The organism is Pseudoalteromonas sp. MSK9-3 (genome assembly GCF_003590335.1).
Classification (GTDB): Bacteria; Pseudomonadota; Gammaproteobacteria; order Enterobacterales; family Alteromonadaceae; genus Pseudoalteromonas.
This window is the reverse complement of sequence record NZ_MIET01000027.1, coordinates 44,739-65,336: the sequence shown is the minus strand read 5'-3', so window position 1 is coordinate 65,336 and position 20,598 is coordinate 44,739. Positions and strand designations below refer to the sequence as shown.

The following is a 20,598-nucleotide window of genomic DNA, read 5'->3' as shown; positions in this document are numbered from 1 at the left end:
GAATTCCTAAATACTTTACTTTGACGGTATACCCTACGCGCATCGCAGGGTATATAAGCACACGCACCGATTAATAGACGTCTTTTTGGTAGCGGTTTGCACTACGCAACTCTTTTAAATATAACTCTGCCTGCTCATCATCTTTACCACCATGTGCTTTAACAATATCCACAAGGGCTTGATGAACATCTTTGGCCATGCGATTCGCATCACCACACACATAAAAATGTGCACCTTTTTCTAGCCAAGCAAACACCGCTGCGCCTTTTTCACGCAATCGGTCTTGTACATAAATCTTCTCAGCTTGGTCACGGCTAAAGGCCAAATCGATGTGGGTTAACAAACCTGATTTTACATAGCCCTGTAATTCCACTTGATACAGGAAATCTTGAGTGAAGTTAGGGTTACCAAAAAACAACCAGTTTTCACCTTGCGCTTCTCGCGCATCACGTTCTTGTAAAAACGCCCTAAATGGCGCAATACCAGTGCCAGGACCCACCATAATAACAGGCGTTGCATCATCGCTTGGCAAACGGAAGTTGTCATTATGCTCGCTAAAGACCTTTACGCTGACCCCTTCTTCCGCTCTTTGCGCTAAATACCCAGAGCAGCCACCAAAGTGCTGTTCACCAAACGCTTCAAATTCAACTAACCCTACCGTTAAATGTACTTCTTCTTCCACTTCTGCCTGGCTTGAGGCGATTGAATACAAACGCGCTTGTAGCTTACGACAGCTATCAGCTAAGGCTTGAGCCGTAATATCGGCCGGATTTTGTAAAATAATATCAAACACTTGACGCGCTTCGATATATTCACGCATTGCCGCTTTATCTTCCACCAGCGCCAATAATTGTGCATTATTCGCAGCTTGACCATACTTTTCTACAAAGCTTGGGTATGACTGTGTCAGCTCAAGCTTTTCAATTAATGCAGTGCGAATATCAAGCGTTTCTTTACCTAGTGTCACTTGTTCATCGGCTGTGATATTTAACGCAGCCAATACTGCTGTAACTTGCTCTTCATCATTTAAGAAATAGACACCCAATGAATCACCCGGTGTATAGGTAATATCTGAGCCTTCTAATGAAATTTCTACATGGCGTACATCTTTGCTTGAGTCTCGGCCGGTAATTTTTTGCACGATAGATAACTCAGCTGAAAATGGGTTTTGCTTTGTATATTGACTGGCCGCTGCAACGGGTGCACCAAATGGCATGCTGACTACATTTGCACCTGCACTTTGCTGTGCTTTTAATTGCGGTTCAAAAATATCCAACGCACCAGTGATCCACGCTTGCGCTTCATCTTCATAATCGACGTCTAAATCAGCACGTGGGTACGCTATTTCAGCACCTAACTTTACCAAGCGCTCTTCAAAATCAATGGCAGTCTGGCAAAAGAATTCGTAGCTTGAATCACCTAAGCCAATCACTGCTACTTGGGTGCCGTCTAATTTAGGGGCTTTTTTACCCGCTATAAATTCATGTAATGTTTCAGCATCTTCTGGAGGCTCACCCTCACCATAAGTTGAGACCGCCACCACCAAAAACTTTTCTTTTTTCAGAGCCGACGCTTTATAGTCAGACATGCTGACAAGCTTAACTGTTAAGCCTCTCGATTCCGCTTGCTCTTTTAACTGATTAGCAACACCTTTTGCGTTACCCGTTTGCGAGCCATATAAAATAGTTAATGGTGCAGCATCGCCAGCAGGTGCAGCCGGTTGACCTACAGTGCCACTTAATGCCGCGGTGTTTGCATTGGCAGCCAAATAACCACTTACCCATGCTTGTTGAATCGGGTTTAGTTCCGCAACTAAACCTTGTAGCTTTTGCACTTGCTCTTGTGTAAGCGGGCTTGCCGCAGCACTAAGTTGACTTAACAACATTGAAAATTCCCCGTAACCCTAAACTATTTTTTGCTTAGATTGCTCTTCTACAACGCCCTTACAGGACGTAAGGATTTATAAGTTGAAAGCATACGCATCTCTAGCGCTAAGAAAAAGACGAAGATCTGCTTTGTTATTCCATTTAGTTATTGATAGCAAGAAAATCCAACAAAAACAGCTTAAAAGAATTGTTTTAAATTAAACAACTCTAAAGTTAACATATGCCCAACAAGCTCTGTATAAAAAACGATCTTGTTTAACTTTAATAAAACAATAATTCTTTAAACAAAAAATAGAGAAAAATAATGAAACACGGGAATAAGGCAACACGAACTATCGTAGTGGCCACACTTGGATTAACAATACATAGTCACGCTATTGCACAGGTGGCAAACGGCAACTTCGAATCTTGGCAACAAGGTAAACCCACACAGTGGAGTACCATCGACAGTGGCATCACTGTAACCAAAAGTAACACTACAGTTAAAAGTGGTACATCATCCGCTCAAATAACAGTCAGTACAGCATCACAAAGTAATACCGACTTATTACAATCCATCTCAGTTCAAGCAGGACAAACTTATGACTTTAGTACTTGGGTGTACCATACAGAAGGTAAGGTTAAAGCACGGCTGATCGTCGATGGTTACCAAAATTACTCTGATCCTTACATCACGCAGCAATGGCAACAAATCAGTCACCAATATACTGCAAGCACCAATAAAGTAATTAACGTCGGGTTGCGCTTTTACGATGTGAGTGGCTTTGATGGTAGTGAAGTCGTCTACCTTGATAACTTTCAACCATCAGATTCACTTCCGCCCACCACACCACCGCCGACTTCATGCACTAAAAACCCCTTAACGCTCAAACTCACGACAGATAAATACGCCAGTGAAACCAGTTGGCAGCTTAATACTGACCAAGGAAACACCATAGCCAGCGGCGCTGACTTTTCGAACAACACAACACACACAGAAACACTATGCATTGCCGATGGAACATACAGCTTTGTTATTTTTGACAGCTATGGCGATGGAATTTGTTGCGAATTTGGCAACGGAGCATATTTATTGACGCATAATAATCAAACTATTGCAGAAGGTTCCTCATTTACGAATCAAAAAACTCATCGCTTTACCTTGGGCAGTGATGGTGGCGATAATGGCGGTGGCACTCCAGGTGATTATTACGCATCAGCCACGGGGCTAACCGGATATGCGCTCAAAACACAATTGCATAACATCATCAAAGCACATAACTCTCAGGGTTATAGTGCTATTTGGCAATTTATAGACCGCTCTGAACGTGATATTTATTTTGAAAAAGATAATTCAGTGCTAGATAGATATTCAGAAAAGCCAAGCTCAATTGATGCCTACAACTTTGTGGCTGTATCAGATCAGTGTGGTGCATATCGAGGAGAAAGCGATTGTTACAACCGCGAACACTCTTTCCCTAAAAGTTGGTTTGGTGGCAAGGTTGAACCAATGAACTCTGATATTCATCATATTTTTGCAAGCGACGGATTCGTCAACTCAAAACGGAGTAACTTTCCATTTGGTGAAGTAAGCTCGGCAAGCTTTACGTCAACAAATGGCAGCCGAGTAGGATCACCGGTAAGTACGCTAAATTATAATGGTACAGTGTTCGAGCCAATCGATAAGTTCAAGGGAGACTTTGCGCGAGTATACTTTTATATGGCAACCCGCTATGAAAATAACATTGGTAATTGGCAGAACAATACCACCCATAGTGATGCAGTATTAGATGGCAGTAGCGCTCGCGTTTTTGAACCTTGGGTCATTGCTATGTTACTGCGTTGGCATCAACTTGACCCTGTAGACGACTTAGAAACTGCGAGAAACCAAGCTGCCTATGAGTTTCAAGGCAATCGTAACCCTTACGTCGATCACCCCGAATTTGTTTCCCAAATTTGGTAGTAAGCAGGGTGCAGGTTTTAATAACCTGCACCCTTGATTAAAAAAACGGCCTAGTCCATTAGGCCGTAACCGACTTAACGGGGAACTCTCTTATCTTGGATTAATATTTAATGGCTTAATGGTGACTTTGGCATTACCACTTGCCCCCATGTGGTTATTATAATTTTGACCTTCAAATAACGTATAAAACACATCAACATAGTCATCATCATTGCTAAACCAATGAGCTGGCATCGCTTTTATTAATTGGTTTGTTAACTGTGGAATAATCGCATAGCCTTGTACATTCGGATCGGGGATCGCCCGCATGGCTTGTGTCACAATATCTAAAAAAGTCGTCGCAAGCGTTTGATAATTGGTGTTGTCGTCCTGCTCCATCAAGAGTACATCAGCGGCTTGCCAGCGATAGCGATTCCAGTGGATCAAGGTTTGATTAGGTGTATAGTCGCGTCCGTCATTGTCAAGATACGGCATATCAACAATATCCAGTATTGGTTCATCCCTCGTTGGGCTTACACCAGTTACTACTGCGTATATCTCAGCATTACCCGAAATCCACGGCTCTTTATCATCATTTAAACGAATACGTTTTAAGTTACTGGTAGAAAGCACGTCAGCGTCATTTTCTGAAGAAGTAATAATCGCGCTAGTTTCTGTATCTTGGTTTTGTGCAAATATGCTTTGCATAATTGCTAAACCTTCGCGCGCGCTTTTTCGACCATCAATTTCTACAATAAGAACAGGCTGTAATGGCATTGTCTGTGCGTCGAGCAGATGAACATTCCCATCATGATCATAGGCCTCGATATAAAGCCAAGATGTATCATCGCCTTTTGGTGCAAACGCTATAAGCGGTTTCTCGCCGCTACTCCAAGGTGCTAACATCGCACTATCTGCAAGCCTCAGTTGAAAAATTGCATTATTGTTAACATTCAAACCCTTGAGCATTCTCGTATAGCTTGATGCGACGTTCACTTGTTCCGCCGCACGGCCTGACATTAAGCTAGCTTGCAATGGGATGGACAAGCGCTGTTCACTCATCATTGTTTGTAACCGAGGCGTAAGTGCCTGTATCTGGCTGGCTATAACCTTTGAAATTTGTTTCTTTATATCAATAACTTGAAATTCTTTTGGCGAGAATAAATCTAACTCATCAAATGTTTCCGTCATTAACTCTTGCTGCACTGATTGTGCATGAACATGTACACTCGCTACCGTCATTAAGGTGGGGAGCATTATTCTTTTTAGTAATTTCATCTTCCTATCCTGTAAGTTATCCGCGTGTATTGAATACAGAAGATAAAACTTACAACAAAAAAGATCAACAAATTTAATTTAAAATTAACAAATGAGAGCGTAAAAATATAAAGCAATAAATTAAATAGATTTAAATCAGGTGGTTAAAATATAGATTCTAATGCGAAGGGAAATAGAGTTAAAGGTCTAGCAAAGAGCTAGACCTACTCAAGTGATACGCCGTTATTCAATTGGGTAAAGTGTGATTTCCATCCCTGCACCAATAGCTGAAATACGCAATAGCGTATCCGCATGCAATGCTTGCGAATAGCATTTAGGCGAAGTGCCTGAATTAAAACCTATATCAAAGGTACGCTTTGAACAAGATAACCATTGCTTCAATCCAGCTTTAGTACAAGATTCTATCAATTCACATAAATGATTAATTGCTTTATCTGGGCTCGTCACGTCAGCATTTGCTTCAATTCTTGCCAATTGACGGTATTCGTCTTTGTCATAATGCAAAATCATGGCATTCTTTTTCAAATCATTAATTAATGCGCTTATGTCATGTTTAGATTCTAACTCGAGGTCTACATTTAAGAACTGAATGTCTGACATGTTTTCTGATTTACCTTATGTAATATGATGATGAACGTAGCTACATAGTAAAGTGTAACCAAGTAACATCATGCTGGCTATAACAAACTCACACTGCGACAATTTAACGCAGTGACAGCAGGCGGAAAAATAGTAAACTGTGCCTCTTTTATACTAAAACTCACATAGTCATGAACAAACGCTGGTTAAGACCCGCACGCAAAGTGCATAAATGGTTAGGGTACCTACTCGCAACTCAGATATTTGCGTGGCTACTCGGTGGACTAGTGATGAGTGCAATCCCTCTAGATAAAGTACACGGTAAGCACTTAGCTAAACGCCAGATTGATTCACCTTTTTCAGCTTTAAACTACCCGGCTGATTTGAATTACATAACCAAAAAAGTCCCAACCGTATCGCATATTTCGTTTATTCACTTTCTTGATACCCCGATAATCAAGGTCAAGGGTGAGCAAACTCTGTGGTTTGATGGTATTACAGGAAAGCAATTTAACCCACCCGCTAAAAAAGAAATCACACAACAAGCCACTCTTCACTATTTAGGTATTGGCCAACCTGAACACATTCAGTTACTCGATGTGGGGCCACGAGAAATAGGTTATCGGGAAAATATATGGCAAGTTAGCTTTAACGACTGGCAAAACACCACGATATACCTCAATGCACAAAGCGGAGAAGTGCTTACGGTAAGAAGTCACATATGGCGTATCTTTGACTTTTTTTGGATGCTTCACATTATGGATTATGACGAACGGGATGACTTCAATAACCCACTACTAATTAGTTTTGCCTCGTTTAGTGTGTTATTTTGCCTTTCAGGAATACTACTACTGCTACAATCTCCTCCTTGGCGTAAAAGAAAAATAAGCAATCAACTGCCATAACCTTTATTGATATAATTGCATTTCTGATGTCCACATACTGTGAGAGAAATGTACTTTATTATTGTGTTATATGCGACTTTATTGGCTTTACCTAGCCATGCAAAAGAGTTTAACAGCTTTTATCAAGCCAAGAGATACCTCACAAAAACCATAACGAAAGACCAACGAACACTTTACTGTGGCTGTAAAATTATAAAAACAGGCAAAAAGCTCAGCCCCGATGCTCGCTCTTGTGGGTATGTTCCTCGTCGCCCAGTCACCCATGCAGGTAAAATAAATAGCAGAACAACGCGTATTGAGTGGGAACATATTGTCTCTGCTTGGGAGTTTGGTCATCAACTACAATGCTGGCAGCATGGCGGCCGAAAAAACTGCAGAAAAACCAGTTCATTATTTAGAAAAATGGAAGCGGACATACGTAATCTTGCACCGGCAATAGGTGAAATAAACGGCGACCGGTCAAACTATCGCTTTGGGCCCTTACCGCATACTCCATTGCAACACGGACAATGCCAAGTGAGAATCAATTTTAAAAAACGCATCATTCATCCACCTAAATCAGCCAGAAAAGACATAGCTCAAGCCTATTTTTACATGAGAGACACATACCAGCTGAAAATTTCCGCAAAACAGACCAAGCTTTTCAATTATTGGTTATCTCTCTAAACTAAAATGTAACGGCTTATCTGCAGGCTAATACAGTTGCTATTGTGCATATTAGTTGCTAATTTCTATACATGAAGCTGTTCATATCCATTAGAGGAATTGTCAATGTTCACTCGTACTACCACACCTATCACCTCAATATTAGGTATTTCAATAATATTATTAACCGGATGTGGTGGAGGTGGTGGCAGTAGTACAAACACAAGCAATAATGCAACAAATGGTGCAACACCGCCTGATACTACTTGGCAAGCTGCCCAGTTTCAGCCAGCAGAGACTTTTGCAAATTATTGCGCCAACCCCCGAACAGGATTGGACCCTTTTGAAAACACAGCTTACCCAGACAAACAAGGCAATGTCGCGCATGAAAAAATGTGGCTACGTTCTTTAACCCATGAAACATATCTATGGTATGACGAAGTTGCAGACACTAACCCAAGTGACGCTGAGAGTGTGGCGCAATACTTTGATGTTTTAAAAACCTTCCAAACGACACCATCTGGGAATAAAAAAGACAACTTTCATTTCACTCAAAGCTACGAAGATTATAAAAAAGAATCACAGTCAGGTGTATCATCAGGGTTTGGCGTCCGCTGGTCGACAATTAGCAGTACACCACCCAGAGTATATCGAGTCGCATATACACAAGATAATTCACCGGCAGAAATTGCGGGATTTAAACGCGGTGACACAATCACCGCCATTAATGGGGTTAGTATCAACTCAAGTGATACAGAAGCACTCTTGCTGGGTTTAAATCCAACAAGTGGCAGTACCCACACATTTACGCTCGCACGTGAAGGCCAATCTGAGCCAGTTGTTGCAACCGTCACAGCAGGCGATATTGCATTAACACCAGTGCAAAACGCGCAAACATTTAATGTAAACGGTAAAACGGTCGGCTATGTACAATTTAATCAATTCATTAGTGCTGGGCAAAGTGGCCTTATTAGCGCATTTAAACAATTTCAAAGTGCGGGAGCAGAGGCCTTAGTACTAGACATGCGTTATAACGGTGGTGGATTAGTCGATATGGCCGCCCAGTTAGGCTATATGATCGCAGGACCCAATAATACCGATACACAGACGAGCAGCCCCAAAGTATTTAGTCAGACGATATACAATGACAAGCTGTCGGCGAACAACCGAAATGTCACGTTTAGGAACCAAGAAATTAATTGGGATACCCTACAATATACCGATACTATTTTACCGAGTACCAGTTTAAACACCGTATACATTCTCAGTACCGCAAGCACCTGCTCTGCCAGTGAGCTCATTATTAATGGGCTTCGCGGCATTGATTTAAATGTGGTTTTAATTGGTACTCCGACCTGCGGCAAACCTTATGGTTTTTCACCAGCCCCAAACTGTGGTCAAGTCTATTACACTATTCAGTTCACCAGTGCTAACGCAAAAAACTTTGGGGCGTATTCCGACGGATTTACCCCGGTTGACGCTGCGGGGAATACGGGTGAGCTCGGCCTAACGAGTAATGTTAGCGGCTGCGCTGTCAATGATGACTTCGCTCATACGCTTGGGGATCCACTTGAGGGGCAGTTAAAAGCAGCACTCGAGCATATCAAAACAGGTAACTGCCCCGAGGTCGTGCAAAGTCGCCCTTCAAATTATGAAATATCAGATTACATCAGCGCGGGAGTTGCCCTAGAGATTCCGCAAAATTCCGCAAACAATGGCACATTATTTACTGATATTGTAGAGCCAAAGTGATGCGCAAATCACAACGCAAAATGTGGCTACTAAGCATACTATTTTGTAGTGTCGGGTGTGAGCAAACAGCGCCACCCGCACCAACTCTTGCAACCATAGACCATCCAACGGCAATGATGAAAGCGGAACTACAAAGTGCCATCGTACAATTAAAAGGCGGCGTTGCTCCTCGCCTAGCTGACGATGTTTTTTCAACTAATAGTTCGTTATTGATAGAGCAAATTTCAAACCTTGCCGGTCCCTTAGAAAGCCCTATTTATGTTACAAACAAAGAAAGTGTCGCTCGATTCGAGCTACAAAAACGGGGCGACTTATGTGTTTTGTACTTTCCAAAAACACAAAACTACGTGCCATTAGAACATGTTAAGTGTCGCCCTACTTATTCCGCTGAAAAGTAGTGTTTAAATACCTGACATAACGCTTGTACCTTAGCTGTACGGTGGACTGACACATGGGTAACGAGCCAAAAATCTAGCTGCCAATATAACTCATTTTCTAGTATTGGCTGCATATTCGTAGTGCGCTTGGCTATAGCATGCTGCATCCCACCAATGCCTAGCCCATGATATATTGCTCTTGTAGCCTCGGCTGTCTCTGAGACCCTCACACCTACTTGTTTTGAGTCGATAGATTTATCTACCCATGAGAAATACGGCACCGTTTCATTAAAGCCAGTGACACCTCCTACAAAATAGTGATTTGGCAACTCTGCAACAGAGTTTGGTAGGCCATACCGAGCTACATACTCATCCGATGCATACAAGCCTGCTCGGCGTGAACAAAGTGGCTGCACAACATAATCAGGATCTGTCGGCTTTTCTCCAGCCCGGATCGCAACGTGAGCTTGTCCATGATCTAGCCGTAACTTTTGTTGTTTTAATATTATTTCGAGTTGGACTGATGGATAACGTTGTTGAAATTGCAAACACGCAGGGCTTAACATTTCCATCGCTCCACTTACTGTAGTTAACAATAAACGCCCCTGTAATGTGGCATCGGCAGCGGTAATTGAATGCTGCAGCTTCCCCAGCACCTCATCGATTTCCTTGCCCACCCGTAATAACTTACCACCAGCCTCTGTGACTTTATAGCCACGAGCATGGCGGTGAAATAACCGTGTATTTAACTGTTGCTCCAATTGCTCAACACGCCTGAGCACAGTGCTATGGTGAATATTTAATACCTTTGCCGCTGCAGTCAAAGTGCCTTGCTTTGCTACGATGTAAGCAATATGAATATCTTGCCAATCCCCAATCTTATCCATTATCTCGACCACTATTCATTTAATCACCAAATATGGTACATTCTCATGCACTTTGTTGCGATATCACACTGAAAAATATCAGTGCTCATTAATTTAGGAACATTATTCGATATGGATACCCTATGTAGTTATCCTCAGGACTTAACTTTTACACCACAACTCCCCTATGCCTTTTATAGCTGTACCTTTACTAATGAGCATTATACTGACAGCCAATTTACAACGCATAAAATCGATTTTCCAGCCAAACTGAATAACGCAGTCACCAAGCGTAAAGCTGAGTTTTTAGCTGGTCGTATCTGCGCCAAACATGCCTTGCAGCGCATTGATATTGCCGATGTCCAAATTCTCAGTGGAGAAGATCGCGCACCAATATGGCCTCAAGAGGTTAAAGGCAGTATTACTCATACCCAAGGTATTGCCATTGCCATGTGCTCTCGCGATACAGGAATCAAGGGTCTTGGTATTGATGTCGAACGCTTTATGGGTGATGAACAAGAAAAAAAGTTACAAACGCAAATATTACACCCAGAAGAAAATAGCACTTTTAGTTCGCTCTCATTAACTATCGCAAACCCACTAACACTGGTTTTTTCTGCCAAAGAAAGTATTTATAAAGCACTGTATCCAAGTGTCGGTAAATTTTTTGGGTTCGATGCCGTTAAGCTCATTAATTTTACCAGCCGTGAACTGAGCTTTGTGATTGTCGAGCCACTATCAGCTCAGCTCCCTGTGGGTAAACAAATCACAGTACGATATCAATTGAGTAAGAATTTAGTATTTACTGAGTGCGAATATAAATAAAAGACCACAACAAAAAAACCAGCCTATCAGAGGCTGGTTTTTATAACGATAAATCGACTACTAATTACGCTTTACTTTTACACGTTCAGTAACAGCGATTGACGCTTCTACGCGGCGGTTTTCAGCATGTGCAGCTAATGTATTTGCCGTATTGAGCAAGCGTTCTTCACCATACCCAATCGTTGAAATACGCTGAGCATCTATCCCTTTCTTAATCAATTGTTTCGCAACTTTATCTGCACGCTTTTTAGATAGCCACTGATTATATTTTGCTTCACCAACAATCGATGCATGGCCTTCTAATACAACTGACGCATCACTATGTTGTTGTAAGAAAGTAACAACGTCCTCTATGTCGCTTAAATAATCTGACGATACCGCAGAGTTATTATGAGGGAAACGAACCAACAGTTTTACCGTTGCATCTTTTTCAACATATTTAGTGCAACCGTAAGTATCAACCGCATCCGCCATTGGCGTATCCGCGCACTTATCTCGCGTGTCTAATACGCCGTCTTTATCTGAATCTTTTGCTTGCGCTACGGGCGCTGGAGTAGGTGCTGGTGCTGGTGCTGGTTCTACCTTTGCAGCCGGCTTCGCAGTGCCAAAGAAGTAGTTTATGCCCAATTTGGCCCCAACATCAATATAACTACGCTCAAGACCTTGATAGATGGATGTTTCAGCATTGACGAATAAGTTATCATTAAAGTGATGACGATAACCCGCACCGATATTAGCAAACGTATTACTTTCAAATGCCTCTATAGATTTGAAACCAAACAAACCATAAAATGGACCACCATCAAAGTGATATAGTCCGTCAATACCATAACGTTCACCGTCTTGAGAACCAGATCCAGCCCCGGACAAATCAAAATCCATATCAGCATATTCTAATCGCGCACTCCAATAATCATTGAAGCGGTAGCCTAACTCGGCCCCCCAGCCTGTAGAGTTATCTACATCAACACCACCCACGGCAGCGCCACGTGTATTTTCCCAACTTGCGTCGTAATAATCACCAAATACACCTAAATGTATTCCTTCTTTTTGCTCCCCTGCGTGTGCTGTAGATGCGGCAGCTATTGCAATTGCTAAACTAATTAATTTAAGTTTCATCATTTCTTCCCATATATCATTATTGTGAGCGCAGATCGCCCCTGAATTTGGCTATATAATAGTAGAACATTTCTTAATCTTTACTTAACATTTAAAGATAATTTTATCCTAGTTATTTAGCCCAATTGCCGGCCAAATAACGTACTATATAATCCAGTCTCACGTGATAAAGCTTGATGATTGCCTGATTGTGATACAGTGCCATCATCTAACACATATATCAGATCGGCTTGCTGTATCGCACTCAATCGATGAGCAATAATGAGCGTCGTTCGTTTTGATAGAAATGCTTGTAGGTTTTGATGCACTTTACGCTCTGTTTCTATATCCAAAGCTGAGGTTGCTTCATCTAGAATAACGACTTTGGGGTCTGCTAACACCATTCGTGCGATTGCTAAGCGCTGTTTTTGACCACCAGACAAACGCACACCATTTCGGCCTACTTTTGCTTCAAGCTGTTCTTCTAAAGCTTGAATGGTATCTGCCAGTTCAGCCACTTTTAGCGCTTGCCACATTTGCGCTTCAGTGTGTTCTTTACCCATGGTAAGGTTTTCTCGAACCGTCGCATTAAATAAAATAGGTTGCTGTAGCACGGTTGCGACGTTTTCTCGCACCGTATGATAACCAACCTCTTCTATCGCAGTGCCTGCAATATAAATTTGCCCTGACTGCTTTTCATAAAGCCCTAATAACAGCTGCACCAATGTAGACTTTCCTCCACCGGACACCGCGACGACAGCCACTTTTTCACCCGCTGGAATATCGAGAGAGACATCGTTTAACACTGATTGGTCTTTGTGATAGCCAAAGTTTACATTTTCAAAGCGAATATCAATGCTGTGTTGTGCAAATACCGTCGATTTTTTTTCTGGTGCTGCACGCTCTGTTTCAAATGCAAACACTTGATTTAGCCTCTGTAATGCCGCAGAAGCACCATAATATGCGTACTGAATACCCAGTAACTCTTGCACTGGCCCCATCATAAACCACAAGTAACCAAACACAGCAAAGATCTGACCAACCGTTAAATCAGCAAAGACCACCATCAACATAGCAATGGCTCTAAATACTTCAAAGCCCAACAAAAACACCGTGAAACTTAACCGGCTAACCGCATCTGTTTTCCACTGCGACTGAATGGCATAATGTTTAAGGTCTCCTGCAGCCTCTTTAACTTGAGAGAAATACGCCCCTTCACGGCGTACCGCTTTAAGCTGTGCTATCGCATCCAAGGTTTCGACCAAAGATGCTTGAAATGCCTCAAAAGCGGCATTTTCATCTTTCTTTAAATGTTTAATTCTTTTTCCAAACTGCCGAGAAAAATAAATGACAGCGGGATTTAATAATAAAATGGTGAGACCCAAAGTGAAGTCTATCCAAAGTAACACAATGGCAGTACCAATAATGGTCAGTAACCCAATCAAAAACCGTGACAAAGTTTGGCTAATAAAGGTATCTAAGGTTTCGACATCGGTAATACATCGTGAGCTGATCGCTCCAGCTCCTTGCGTCTCATACTCCTTTAACTGAACCTCAGGAAGATGGTTTAATAATCGCTCTCGAATTTTTAAACTGATGTCTTTACCAATAAAAGTAAATTGACGGGATTGCAACACTCCGAGCACTAATGCCCCAAGGCGCATAAACATCACTCCAACTAATACCACAATGATATAGGCACTAGGTTCCTGCCAATATGCAGGCAAAAATTGATTTAAAAAATCGATCGCTGCACCCGGGTGACCGAGTAATACCTCATCCACAAGCAAAGGCATCATTAATGGGATCGGCACACTGATCAATGCGGCAAAAAAGGCGATAATATGCGCAATGAACAATGACTTTTTATGCTGAAAAACTTGTACCTTTATCCATTTCCAACTTAACTTTCCTGACATAATGCTCCAATATGAAATAATTATACTCACTTCTCTACTTACCAGTGCACATTACCACACACCGACACGAAAAGTGGAAATTGCTCCCATCTAAACCCCTTAATATTAAAGGATAGAGGTTCCATTTCTACTTTTAAAAAATTCGTATCTATAGCTATTATATTACCAGATCATAAATGAATGAATTCGCGAAGTGTAATAAATTTGATTTGAGGTAACTGATGAGGAACCGCATACATTAGACGTATGCGGCATATAAAAACGGTACCTGTTTTACGTCATCTCTGCAGCATTGGATGCCACAGCTTTATTAACGGTATATCGACCACCAGCAATGTTATCAGGCGAAAAGACCGAAGATAGCTGCTGTATGATACTTGAGTCTAACTCTAGATTTCCAGCATCTATGTTAGCTAAAACATTTTCAACACTTGTCGTACCTGGGATTGGCAAAATATCATCTCCCTGTGACAGTAGCCAAGCTAACATCAATTGAAAAGGTGAAATATTTAAAGAAGTAGAAACATCATAAAGAAAATCATATAAATATTGATTCTTATATATATTTTCAGGTGTTGCACGCTCTAAACTCAGTCGAAAATCACGACTATCAAAGTCAAATGTGTGCGATCCTTGCGATCTAGGTACCATTCCTCTCCCTAGTGGAGAATATGCAATAAACGTAATACCAAGCTCTCTACACTTTGGCAAAATTTCCTGTTCAACACCTCTTGACCAAATTGAATATTCGGTTTGCAATGCACTAATAGGGTGCACTCTATTTGCGCGCTCAATGGTATCAACACTCGCTTCAGACAACCCGATTGCTTTCACTTTCCCTTCCTTTATCAAGGATGAAATCGCACCAACAGAATCTTCAATTGGTACAGTAGGGTCTATCCTATGAAGGTAAAAAAGGTCAATACACTCTACACCCAAGCGTTGTAAACTTTGCTCACAAGAGTATTTAATATATTTGGGAGAATTATTATACTCTCGGCGAAAATTTCCATCCGCCAAAACTTCTTGGCCTCTCACAATCCCACACTTAGTAGCCACGCATAAATCTTTGATACCACTGCGTAAAAACCTACCGATTAAGCGTTCATTTTCTCCATTGCCATAAAAGTCAGCCGTATCAAACATACGCACCCCACTTTCGTATGCTGTACGCATAACCTTAACAGCTTTATCTTGAGGTACCGCAGGACCATAAAACTCTGACATCCCCATACATCCCAAGCCTAAACGAGGGATCGCAACATCCATGTTTTTTAAGTTAATGTGCTTCATATTAATCACCCTTCGGTATTGATGGGAATATAGAATTTAAAACTTGTCGTAGCTCTTCATTCAGCTTGAATTCGATCGAGTTCAGATTGCTGTATAATTGTTCAAGGGATGAAACTCCAACGACAATACTGTCAACCGCTTTACCATCCGCCAACCAAGACAGTGCTAAAGTGGCCATAGGTACATCAATATCTTTACTGAGTTTACGTAACCGTCTCGCCTTATCTATATTTTTATCATTTAGATATTTGTTGCGTAGTTGATTACTATAAGTAGCAAGTAGGGACTCTGGAGCCAATGTATTATCTAAATTTTTCCCCGCAAGTACACCTGAAGCCAAAGGACTCCAACACATTAACCCTAACCCATATTTGGCACGTAGTGGCTGTATGTTATGCTCAACGTGCTCTCTCTCCAACAAAGAGTATTCAGCTTGTTCTGTTATCGGTGGTTCAAACCCCATTTCATGACATATTTCAAAAGCACTAGCTATTTGTGTTTCGCTCCATGCACTCGTACCCCAATATAAAATTTTCCCTTCTCGGATTAAATCATCATAAGTACGGATCGTCTCTCTAAGTGGAGTATTTTCATCATACCTATGACATAAATACAAATCGATATGATCTGTGTCCATTCTTTTTAGACTATTTTCAACAGACGCTCTAATATGCTTACGGGATAGTCCCTTATCATTAATGTCGTTACTCATAGGCCAATAGCACTTTGAGCTCAATACTAGCTTATGTCTATTTATTCCTTTAAAAGCACGTCCCATGGCCTCCTCTGCACAGCCATATACATCAGCGGTATCAAATGTATTAATACCGTGTTCAACTGCACTATGAATAATCCTCTGAGATTCAGTGTCACTTAACCTCTCGCCAAAATTCTTCCAGCCCCCGATAGAAAGAAGACTAGAGTAAAGTCCAGAACGACCAATTTTTCTATATTCCATTAATTGTCCTTAATTTTTTGAGTTAATTGAATAGCATTTCAATTAACTAGTTGTTTAATGTGGCTTGTCACTAAATCAACACTGAGATTCAGTGAGTCTAAATTGTAGACAGAACCAGGTCCCAAAGTACCAATTTCTTCTTTTGTAAAACTATGCCGACTTTGGCCAAGCGTATGACTAAACCACTGACGGTTACTGAGTTGCATCTCCCACAAGAATGAATGAACATCTGCTCGAGGAATTAAAGGATCGGCACCTCCATCAATAAAAACCATAGGTGTTTTTGTCGATTGGGGTTCAATTCTTAGATCGGTACTTGGGTTTCCATGAATAGATACTACTAAGCATGCATGATCTACAATCCGAGCGGCCTCAAATGACAGCGTTCCACCTAAACAAAAGCCAACAATAATCAACGGAATATCTTTATTAGTCCAATAATGTTCTAGTTGAACTAAAGCATCTTGCATCATGTTTCTAGCATAATTACGATCATGGAGAACATTATATACAGCTCCTCGACCTTCATTGTTATAATGAAAAGGATGGTTGTTTATTTCATATGGATGAAATATAAATATCTCTGCTTTTATAGCTCGACTATATAGCTCAGCCATTCTCTGCATATACTGTGTATTTGCTCCTTGCCAATCTGGCAAAAGTAATAATCTAGCCTTACAACCAACTCCCAAGCTAAAGCGCCTAAAGCCTGTAGGTAGAACAGTTTTCAGTGCTTTCAATTCATTTATATCACTTGCTTTCATTTAATTTATATCAACCTCATTCAAGTGCTATTCATTAAAATACTTATGTAACAGGCCATAATAAAAACACTTAACAAGTTCCATAACAACCACTAAAAACGCAACGGCCACTTCAATAATGAAACAATGTTCAAAGTAATTAATATTATAAAAACAAATAAAAAATTAAATGAAAAAACAACATGTTCACAAAATTGATAGAATCACTCACTTTTGGTAACATGGAAATTACATGGTCGAGGTGGAATAACGACTCCACCTTAAAAGCAGCTAAATAAAGCCTGCAATTGAGGCGTAAAAATATGTTGTGAACTTATTTAATCTAAGTTGGGTGGAAGGGATGTTTGAAAAAGATAATAAAAGCATCAATTGGGATTTACTGCATAATTATATGGTATTTTCTAAATATGGCAAGATGAGAAAATCAGCTAACATTCTGAATATAAGTGTATCGACACTAAGCCGAAGAATGGAGAAATTAGAATCTGATCTCAACATGACTCTATTTAGGAGACACACTAACGGTATTGCATTCACAGAAGAAGGATATCGACTTGCAGAATATTGTAAGATCCTAGATGGGAGCATTGCTGAAATATCTCAAGCAATGAGGCTTACTGAGCACAATATTCGTAAAGTGGTTCGGTGCTCAATAGTTGCTGATATAGCGAGGTATTTAATCATTCCTCACTTAAACAATTTCTATAAAGACAATCCAAATATACTAATGGAAATGGACACCTCAATGGCATTAGTGGATTTAGCAAATGAAGACTGGGATTTAGCAATTCGATTTTCTCGGCCTGAAAAAGGGGCTTTAATCGTAAAACGCTTAGGTTCTACTAGAATTGGATTATATCGACATCAAGATATGCCTTTAAATAGCGGTGATAGTATACCTTACATAGGTTGGCACAACAAAGAGTCTACATTCCTTCCTAATCAACTAACGCAGAAAATTGAAAACTGTACCGAGGTATTACGTGTTTCAGATTTCGCTGAAGTTATCTTAGCAATGGAAGACAAAGTAGGGATGGGGTTTATGCCCGACTACGTCGCTAAACAATTCAGTCACTTTATCTATGTCGACTTACCTGGCATTTATCGAGATGTCGATATCTGGCTTGTTGTTCGAGAAGCCTCGGCTAAAGCTCCCCATATTAAACGGTTTATCTCCTTTTTAAGTGACATTTTTTCTGAATTCGAATAAATAAAAAAATAGGGCCCTAACTAATATTAAAGAGCCCTATATAGACAATCAATAAACTAAGTACTAGTTGAAGACATAGATTCTCCTACTTCGCTTTTAGTTGAACGCTTTTGAGTACTCAGAGCAAAAGCTAATCCCAATAGAGCAAATGATGCTGCTGCAAATGGCAAGAAGTTTATCCCTAAGCTGCTGTCAATAACGTACCCACCAATAACTGCTGCAAGTGCATTAGCTAAATTAAAAGCAGCAATATTAAATGAAGCAGCCATCACAGGTGCATCGCCAGCAGCAATCATTGCATTGACCTGTAAAGGTGTAATCGTTGCAAATAAAGCTGCACCAAATAGAAAGGTTAATACATACATAGGTATCATATAAGATGATAGTAAGCCAATGGCAATTAATATCACAAACAAGAAACCAAGGGTCGTATTTAATGCCAACTTTAAATCCTTATCAGTTAACCAACCACCTATTGGATTACCAATGGCCATACCTAAACCAAAAATAAATAACATCATAGATATTTCGCCTTCAACAAAACCAGTTAATTGAATTAATAATGGCGCAATATAAGTAAGCAGTGTGAATGTCCCAGCAAAACCAACAAGAGTTAATAAAAGAGCTCGAATAACCTGAGGTTGCAACAAAGTTCGGAACTCTGCGGCAATATTCTTCGGTTTTTCTGTTTTTACCTTTGGTACTAGTAATGAAATACCTATCATTGCTAAAAAGCCTAAAATGGCACACGCTATCGATGTACTTCGCCAACCAAATTCTAAACCTATCATAGTCCCTAAAGGCGCTCCGGCGATATTTGCAATTGTAGCCCCCATGAATACCATCGACATTGCACGCGCTTGCTTGTCCTTCGAAACCAATTGAGAAGCTACAATAGATGACAAGCCGTAAAATGATGCATGTACTAGCGCAGTAAATACCCTAGAGAATAGCAATGTTTCATAATTAGGGGCAAAAACAGCGATTGCATTCCCAATAGTAAATAGTGCTAACAGAAAAACAATTACCTTTTTCCGAGGGTAACGAGCTAGAATTGGAGTTAATAAAGGCGCACCTATTACCACACCAATTGCATATGCGGTAACTAAAAAACCCGCATCAGAGATACTAATACCAAAATCTTGAGATACATTTAATAAAAGTCCCAAAATCACAAATTCTGTTGTTGAAATTGCAAAAGCCCCTAAAGCCAGTGCAAATACCGCTAATGGCATTTTCCTATTCCTTTTATTTTTTAAAATCACACTTATAAACATTTATGAACATCAACAATTGAAATGTTCACGCCAATTATAATAGCAATTAAAAGAAGGAAATTAACAACCCAATATTGAAACCCTTGTTTCAATATTGGCTATTGTAATAATACTGAAACATTAATAATCTACCAATGCACTTCATGAAAGAAGGTATTTTACAAAATAAAATCGGAATACAATTAAAATCAGACTAAAGTTTAATACCAATAAAAATCTACATGATCGTGCTTTTAAATTAACCAATAAACACAAAGGAATTAAGGTGTAAGCCATGTGGAATAATACATACATTATTGTTGATGATATCTTCCAAGGATTCTCAGACAATAACGAAACTGTACTAACCAGGACAGAACTATATAGCAAATTATTATCTAACAAGGTCAACTTGGATAATATAAACCTAATTATTGGACAAGGAATTAATGAATTGGATTTGCGTGCAATGATACGTTCATTGAACGTAGATATTCGGCGGTTTAGTTTTACAAATGATTCGAATTATGTAAAAGCCAGTAAAAACAATACTCATAAGAACTATTTTCAAAATATCATTGTTAGTGTTGCTAGGCGTACAATGGATAAGGTCTATGAACTAGATTTGATGCTGGATGGGGCAAATGAATTCTTTGCAGACCATATGACTGGGCAACATATCCAAGGGATGGCTTTAATAGAAGCGGCAAGACAGGCTTTTCTTTCTGTAACAGAACAGTTTTACCTCGCAAGTAATAAAGAAAAAATATACTTTGTTATCAATGATATAAACATAAAATACAAGCGATTTTTGTTTCCGGTCTCTTCCAAGGTGCGATACACGATATTAGAAGAAAATATTACGGAAGACAAAATGGCATTTGATGTATCTATCGACATCCTTCAAGACGGAAAGGTGTGTGCAACCACAGCCGTAACTTTTACCGCGTTCAAATATGAAGTTATTCATAAAAAAGAACTCCGAGCAGCACAAAAGGTTGTCGCATCTATTATTAAACAGCAAGCATCTGTTCATTTAAGTCAAGAATTAGTTTAGCAAAATCTA

18 protein-coding genes are annotated in these 20,598 nt (G+C 40.2%); 8 read left to right on the top strand and 10 right to left on the bottom strand.

What is annotated here, in order from left to right:
* Positions 1-70 precede the first annotated feature (70 nt).
* Positions 71-1,885 carry an assimilatory sulfite reductase (NADPH) flavoprotein subunit gene (locus BGP78_RS11510; RefSeq protein WP_119861523.1) on the bottom strand — a complete coding sequence of 605 codons (1,815 nt, stop codon included), beginning with the start codon at positions 1,883-1,885 and terminating at the stop codon, positions 71-73.
* Between the two features lie 305 nt (positions 1,886-2,190).
* Here BGP78_RS11510 and BGP78_RS11505 point away from each other — a divergent pair, with 305 nt between their 5' ends.
* The gene (locus BGP78_RS11505) at positions 2,191-3,828 is read left to right on the top strand and encodes an endonuclease (protein WP_119861522.1); all 1,638 of its coding nucleotides are present in this window, start codon (positions 2,191-2,193) and stop codon (positions 3,826-3,828) included.
* 90 nt (positions 3,829-3,918) lie between these two features.
* Here the strand turns inward: BGP78_RS11505 and BGP78_RS11500 are convergent, their stop codons facing one another.
* Both BGP78_RS11500 and BGP78_RS11495 read right to left on the bottom strand, forming a co-directional pair.
* Positions 3,919-5,085, bottom strand: a complete 1,167-nt coding sequence (locus tag BGP78_RS11500; RefSeq protein ID WP_119861521.1) for a DUF3103 family protein — start codon at positions 5,083-5,085, stop codon at positions 3,919-3,921.
* A 222-nt stretch (positions 5,086-5,307) separates the two neighbouring features.
* Positions 5,308-5,685: a hypothetical protein gene (locus BGP78_RS11495; protein WP_119861520.1), complete on the bottom strand. Its 378-nt coding sequence runs from the start codon at positions 5,683-5,685 to the stop codon at positions 5,308-5,310.
* A gap of 170 nt (positions 5,686-5,855) precedes the next feature.
* On the opposite strand from BGP78_RS11495, the gene BGP78_RS11490 reads away from it, so the two are divergent.
* From BGP78_RS11490 to BGP78_RS11475, 4 genes are all read left to right on the top strand, one after another.
* Entirely contained in the window at positions 5,856-6,569 is a 714-nt protein-coding gene (locus BGP78_RS11490) for a hypothetical protein (protein ID WP_119861519.1), read from the top strand.
* A gap of 48 nt (positions 6,570-6,617) precedes the next feature.
* Positions 6,618-7,235, top strand: coding sequence for an endonuclease (locus tag BGP78_RS11485; RefSeq protein ID WP_119861518.1), 618 nt, complete (start codon positions 6,618-6,620; stop codon positions 7,233-7,235).
* Positions 7,236-7,340: 105 nt separating this feature from the next.
* The gene (locus BGP78_RS11480; RefSeq protein WP_119861517.1) at positions 7,341-8,966 is read left to right on the top strand and encodes a S41 family peptidase; all 1,626 of its coding nucleotides are present in this window, start codon (positions 7,341-7,343) and stop codon (positions 8,964-8,966) included.
* Entirely contained in the window at positions 8,966-9,364 is a 399-nt protein-coding gene (locus BGP78_RS11475; RefSeq protein ID WP_119861516.1) for a hypothetical protein, read from the top strand. The genes BGP78_RS11480 and BGP78_RS11475 overlap by 1 nt, the downstream gene beginning before the upstream one ends.
* Here BGP78_RS11475 and BGP78_RS11470 read toward each other — a convergent pair.
* On the bottom strand, positions 9,346-10,233 hold the full coding sequence (locus BGP78_RS11470) for a LysR family transcriptional regulator (protein ID WP_404936042.1): 888 nt from the start codon (positions 10,231-10,233) through the stop codon (positions 9,346-9,348). The two genes, BGP78_RS11475 and BGP78_RS11470, sit on opposite strands and share 19 nt — an antisense overlap.
* A gap of 108 nt (positions 10,234-10,341) precedes the next feature.
* Here BGP78_RS11470 and BGP78_RS11465 point away from each other — a divergent pair, with 108 nt between their 5' ends.
* Positions 10,342-11,034 carry a 4'-phosphopantetheinyl transferase gene (locus tag BGP78_RS11465; RefSeq protein ID WP_119861514.1) on the top strand — a complete coding sequence of 231 codons (693 nt, stop codon included), beginning with the start codon at positions 10,342-10,344 and terminating at the stop codon, positions 11,032-11,034.
* Positions 11,035-11,094: 60 nt separating this feature from the next.
* Here the strand turns inward: BGP78_RS11465 and BGP78_RS11460 are convergent, their stop codons facing one another.
* The 5 genes from BGP78_RS11460 to BGP78_RS11440 all read right to left on the bottom strand — a co-directional run bounded on the left by BGP78_RS11460 (position 11,095) and on the right by BGP78_RS11440 (position 17,066).
* Entirely contained in the window at positions 11,095-12,153 is a 1,059-nt protein-coding gene (locus tag BGP78_RS11460) for an OmpA family protein (protein WP_119861513.1), read from the bottom strand.
* Positions 12,154-12,269: 116 nt separating this feature from the next.
* Positions 12,270-14,051: an ABC transporter ATP-binding protein gene (locus tag BGP78_RS11455; protein ID WP_182912278.1), complete on the bottom strand. Its 1,782-nt coding sequence runs from the start codon at positions 14,049-14,051 to the stop codon at positions 12,270-12,272.
* A gap of 273 nt (positions 14,052-14,324) precedes the next feature.
* Positions 14,325-15,344: an aldo/keto reductase gene (locus BGP78_RS11450; protein ID WP_119861512.1), complete on the bottom strand. Its 1,020-nt coding sequence runs from the start codon at positions 15,342-15,344 to the stop codon at positions 14,325-14,327.
* A 1-nt stretch (position 15,345) separates the two neighbouring features.
* Positions 15,346-16,302, bottom strand: coding sequence for an aldo/keto reductase (locus tag BGP78_RS11445; protein WP_119861511.1), 957 nt, complete (start codon positions 16,300-16,302; stop codon positions 15,346-15,348).
* Positions 16,303-16,340: 38 nt separating this feature from the next.
* Positions 16,341-17,066, bottom strand: a complete 726-nt coding sequence (locus BGP78_RS11440; protein ID WP_119861510.1) for a dienelactone hydrolase family protein — start codon at positions 17,064-17,066, stop codon at positions 16,341-16,343.
* 340 nt (positions 17,067-17,406) lie between these two features.
* Here BGP78_RS11440 and BGP78_RS11435 point away from each other — a divergent pair, with 340 nt between their 5' ends.
* Complete coding sequence (locus tag BGP78_RS11435; protein WP_119861509.1) at positions 17,407-18,276, top strand: LysR family transcriptional regulator; 870 nt, start codon at positions 17,407-17,409, stop codon at positions 18,274-18,276.
* A 56-nt stretch (positions 18,277-18,332) separates the two neighbouring features.
* On the opposite strand, the gene BGP78_RS11430 is transcribed toward BGP78_RS11435, so the two are convergent.
* Positions 18,333-19,553 (bottom strand): MFS transporter, encoded by a 1,221-nt coding sequence (locus tag BGP78_RS11430; RefSeq protein WP_220475519.1) that lies wholly within the window; start codon positions 19,551-19,553, stop codon positions 18,333-18,335.
* A 274-nt stretch (positions 19,554-19,827) separates the two neighbouring features.
* On the opposite strand from BGP78_RS11430, the gene BGP78_RS11425 reads away from it, so the two are divergent.
* Entirely contained in the window at positions 19,828-20,589 is a 762-nt protein-coding gene (locus BGP78_RS11425) for an AfsA-related hotdog domain-containing protein (RefSeq protein ID WP_119861507.1), read from the top strand.
* The last annotated feature ends 9 nt before the right edge of the window (positions 20,590-20,598 follow it).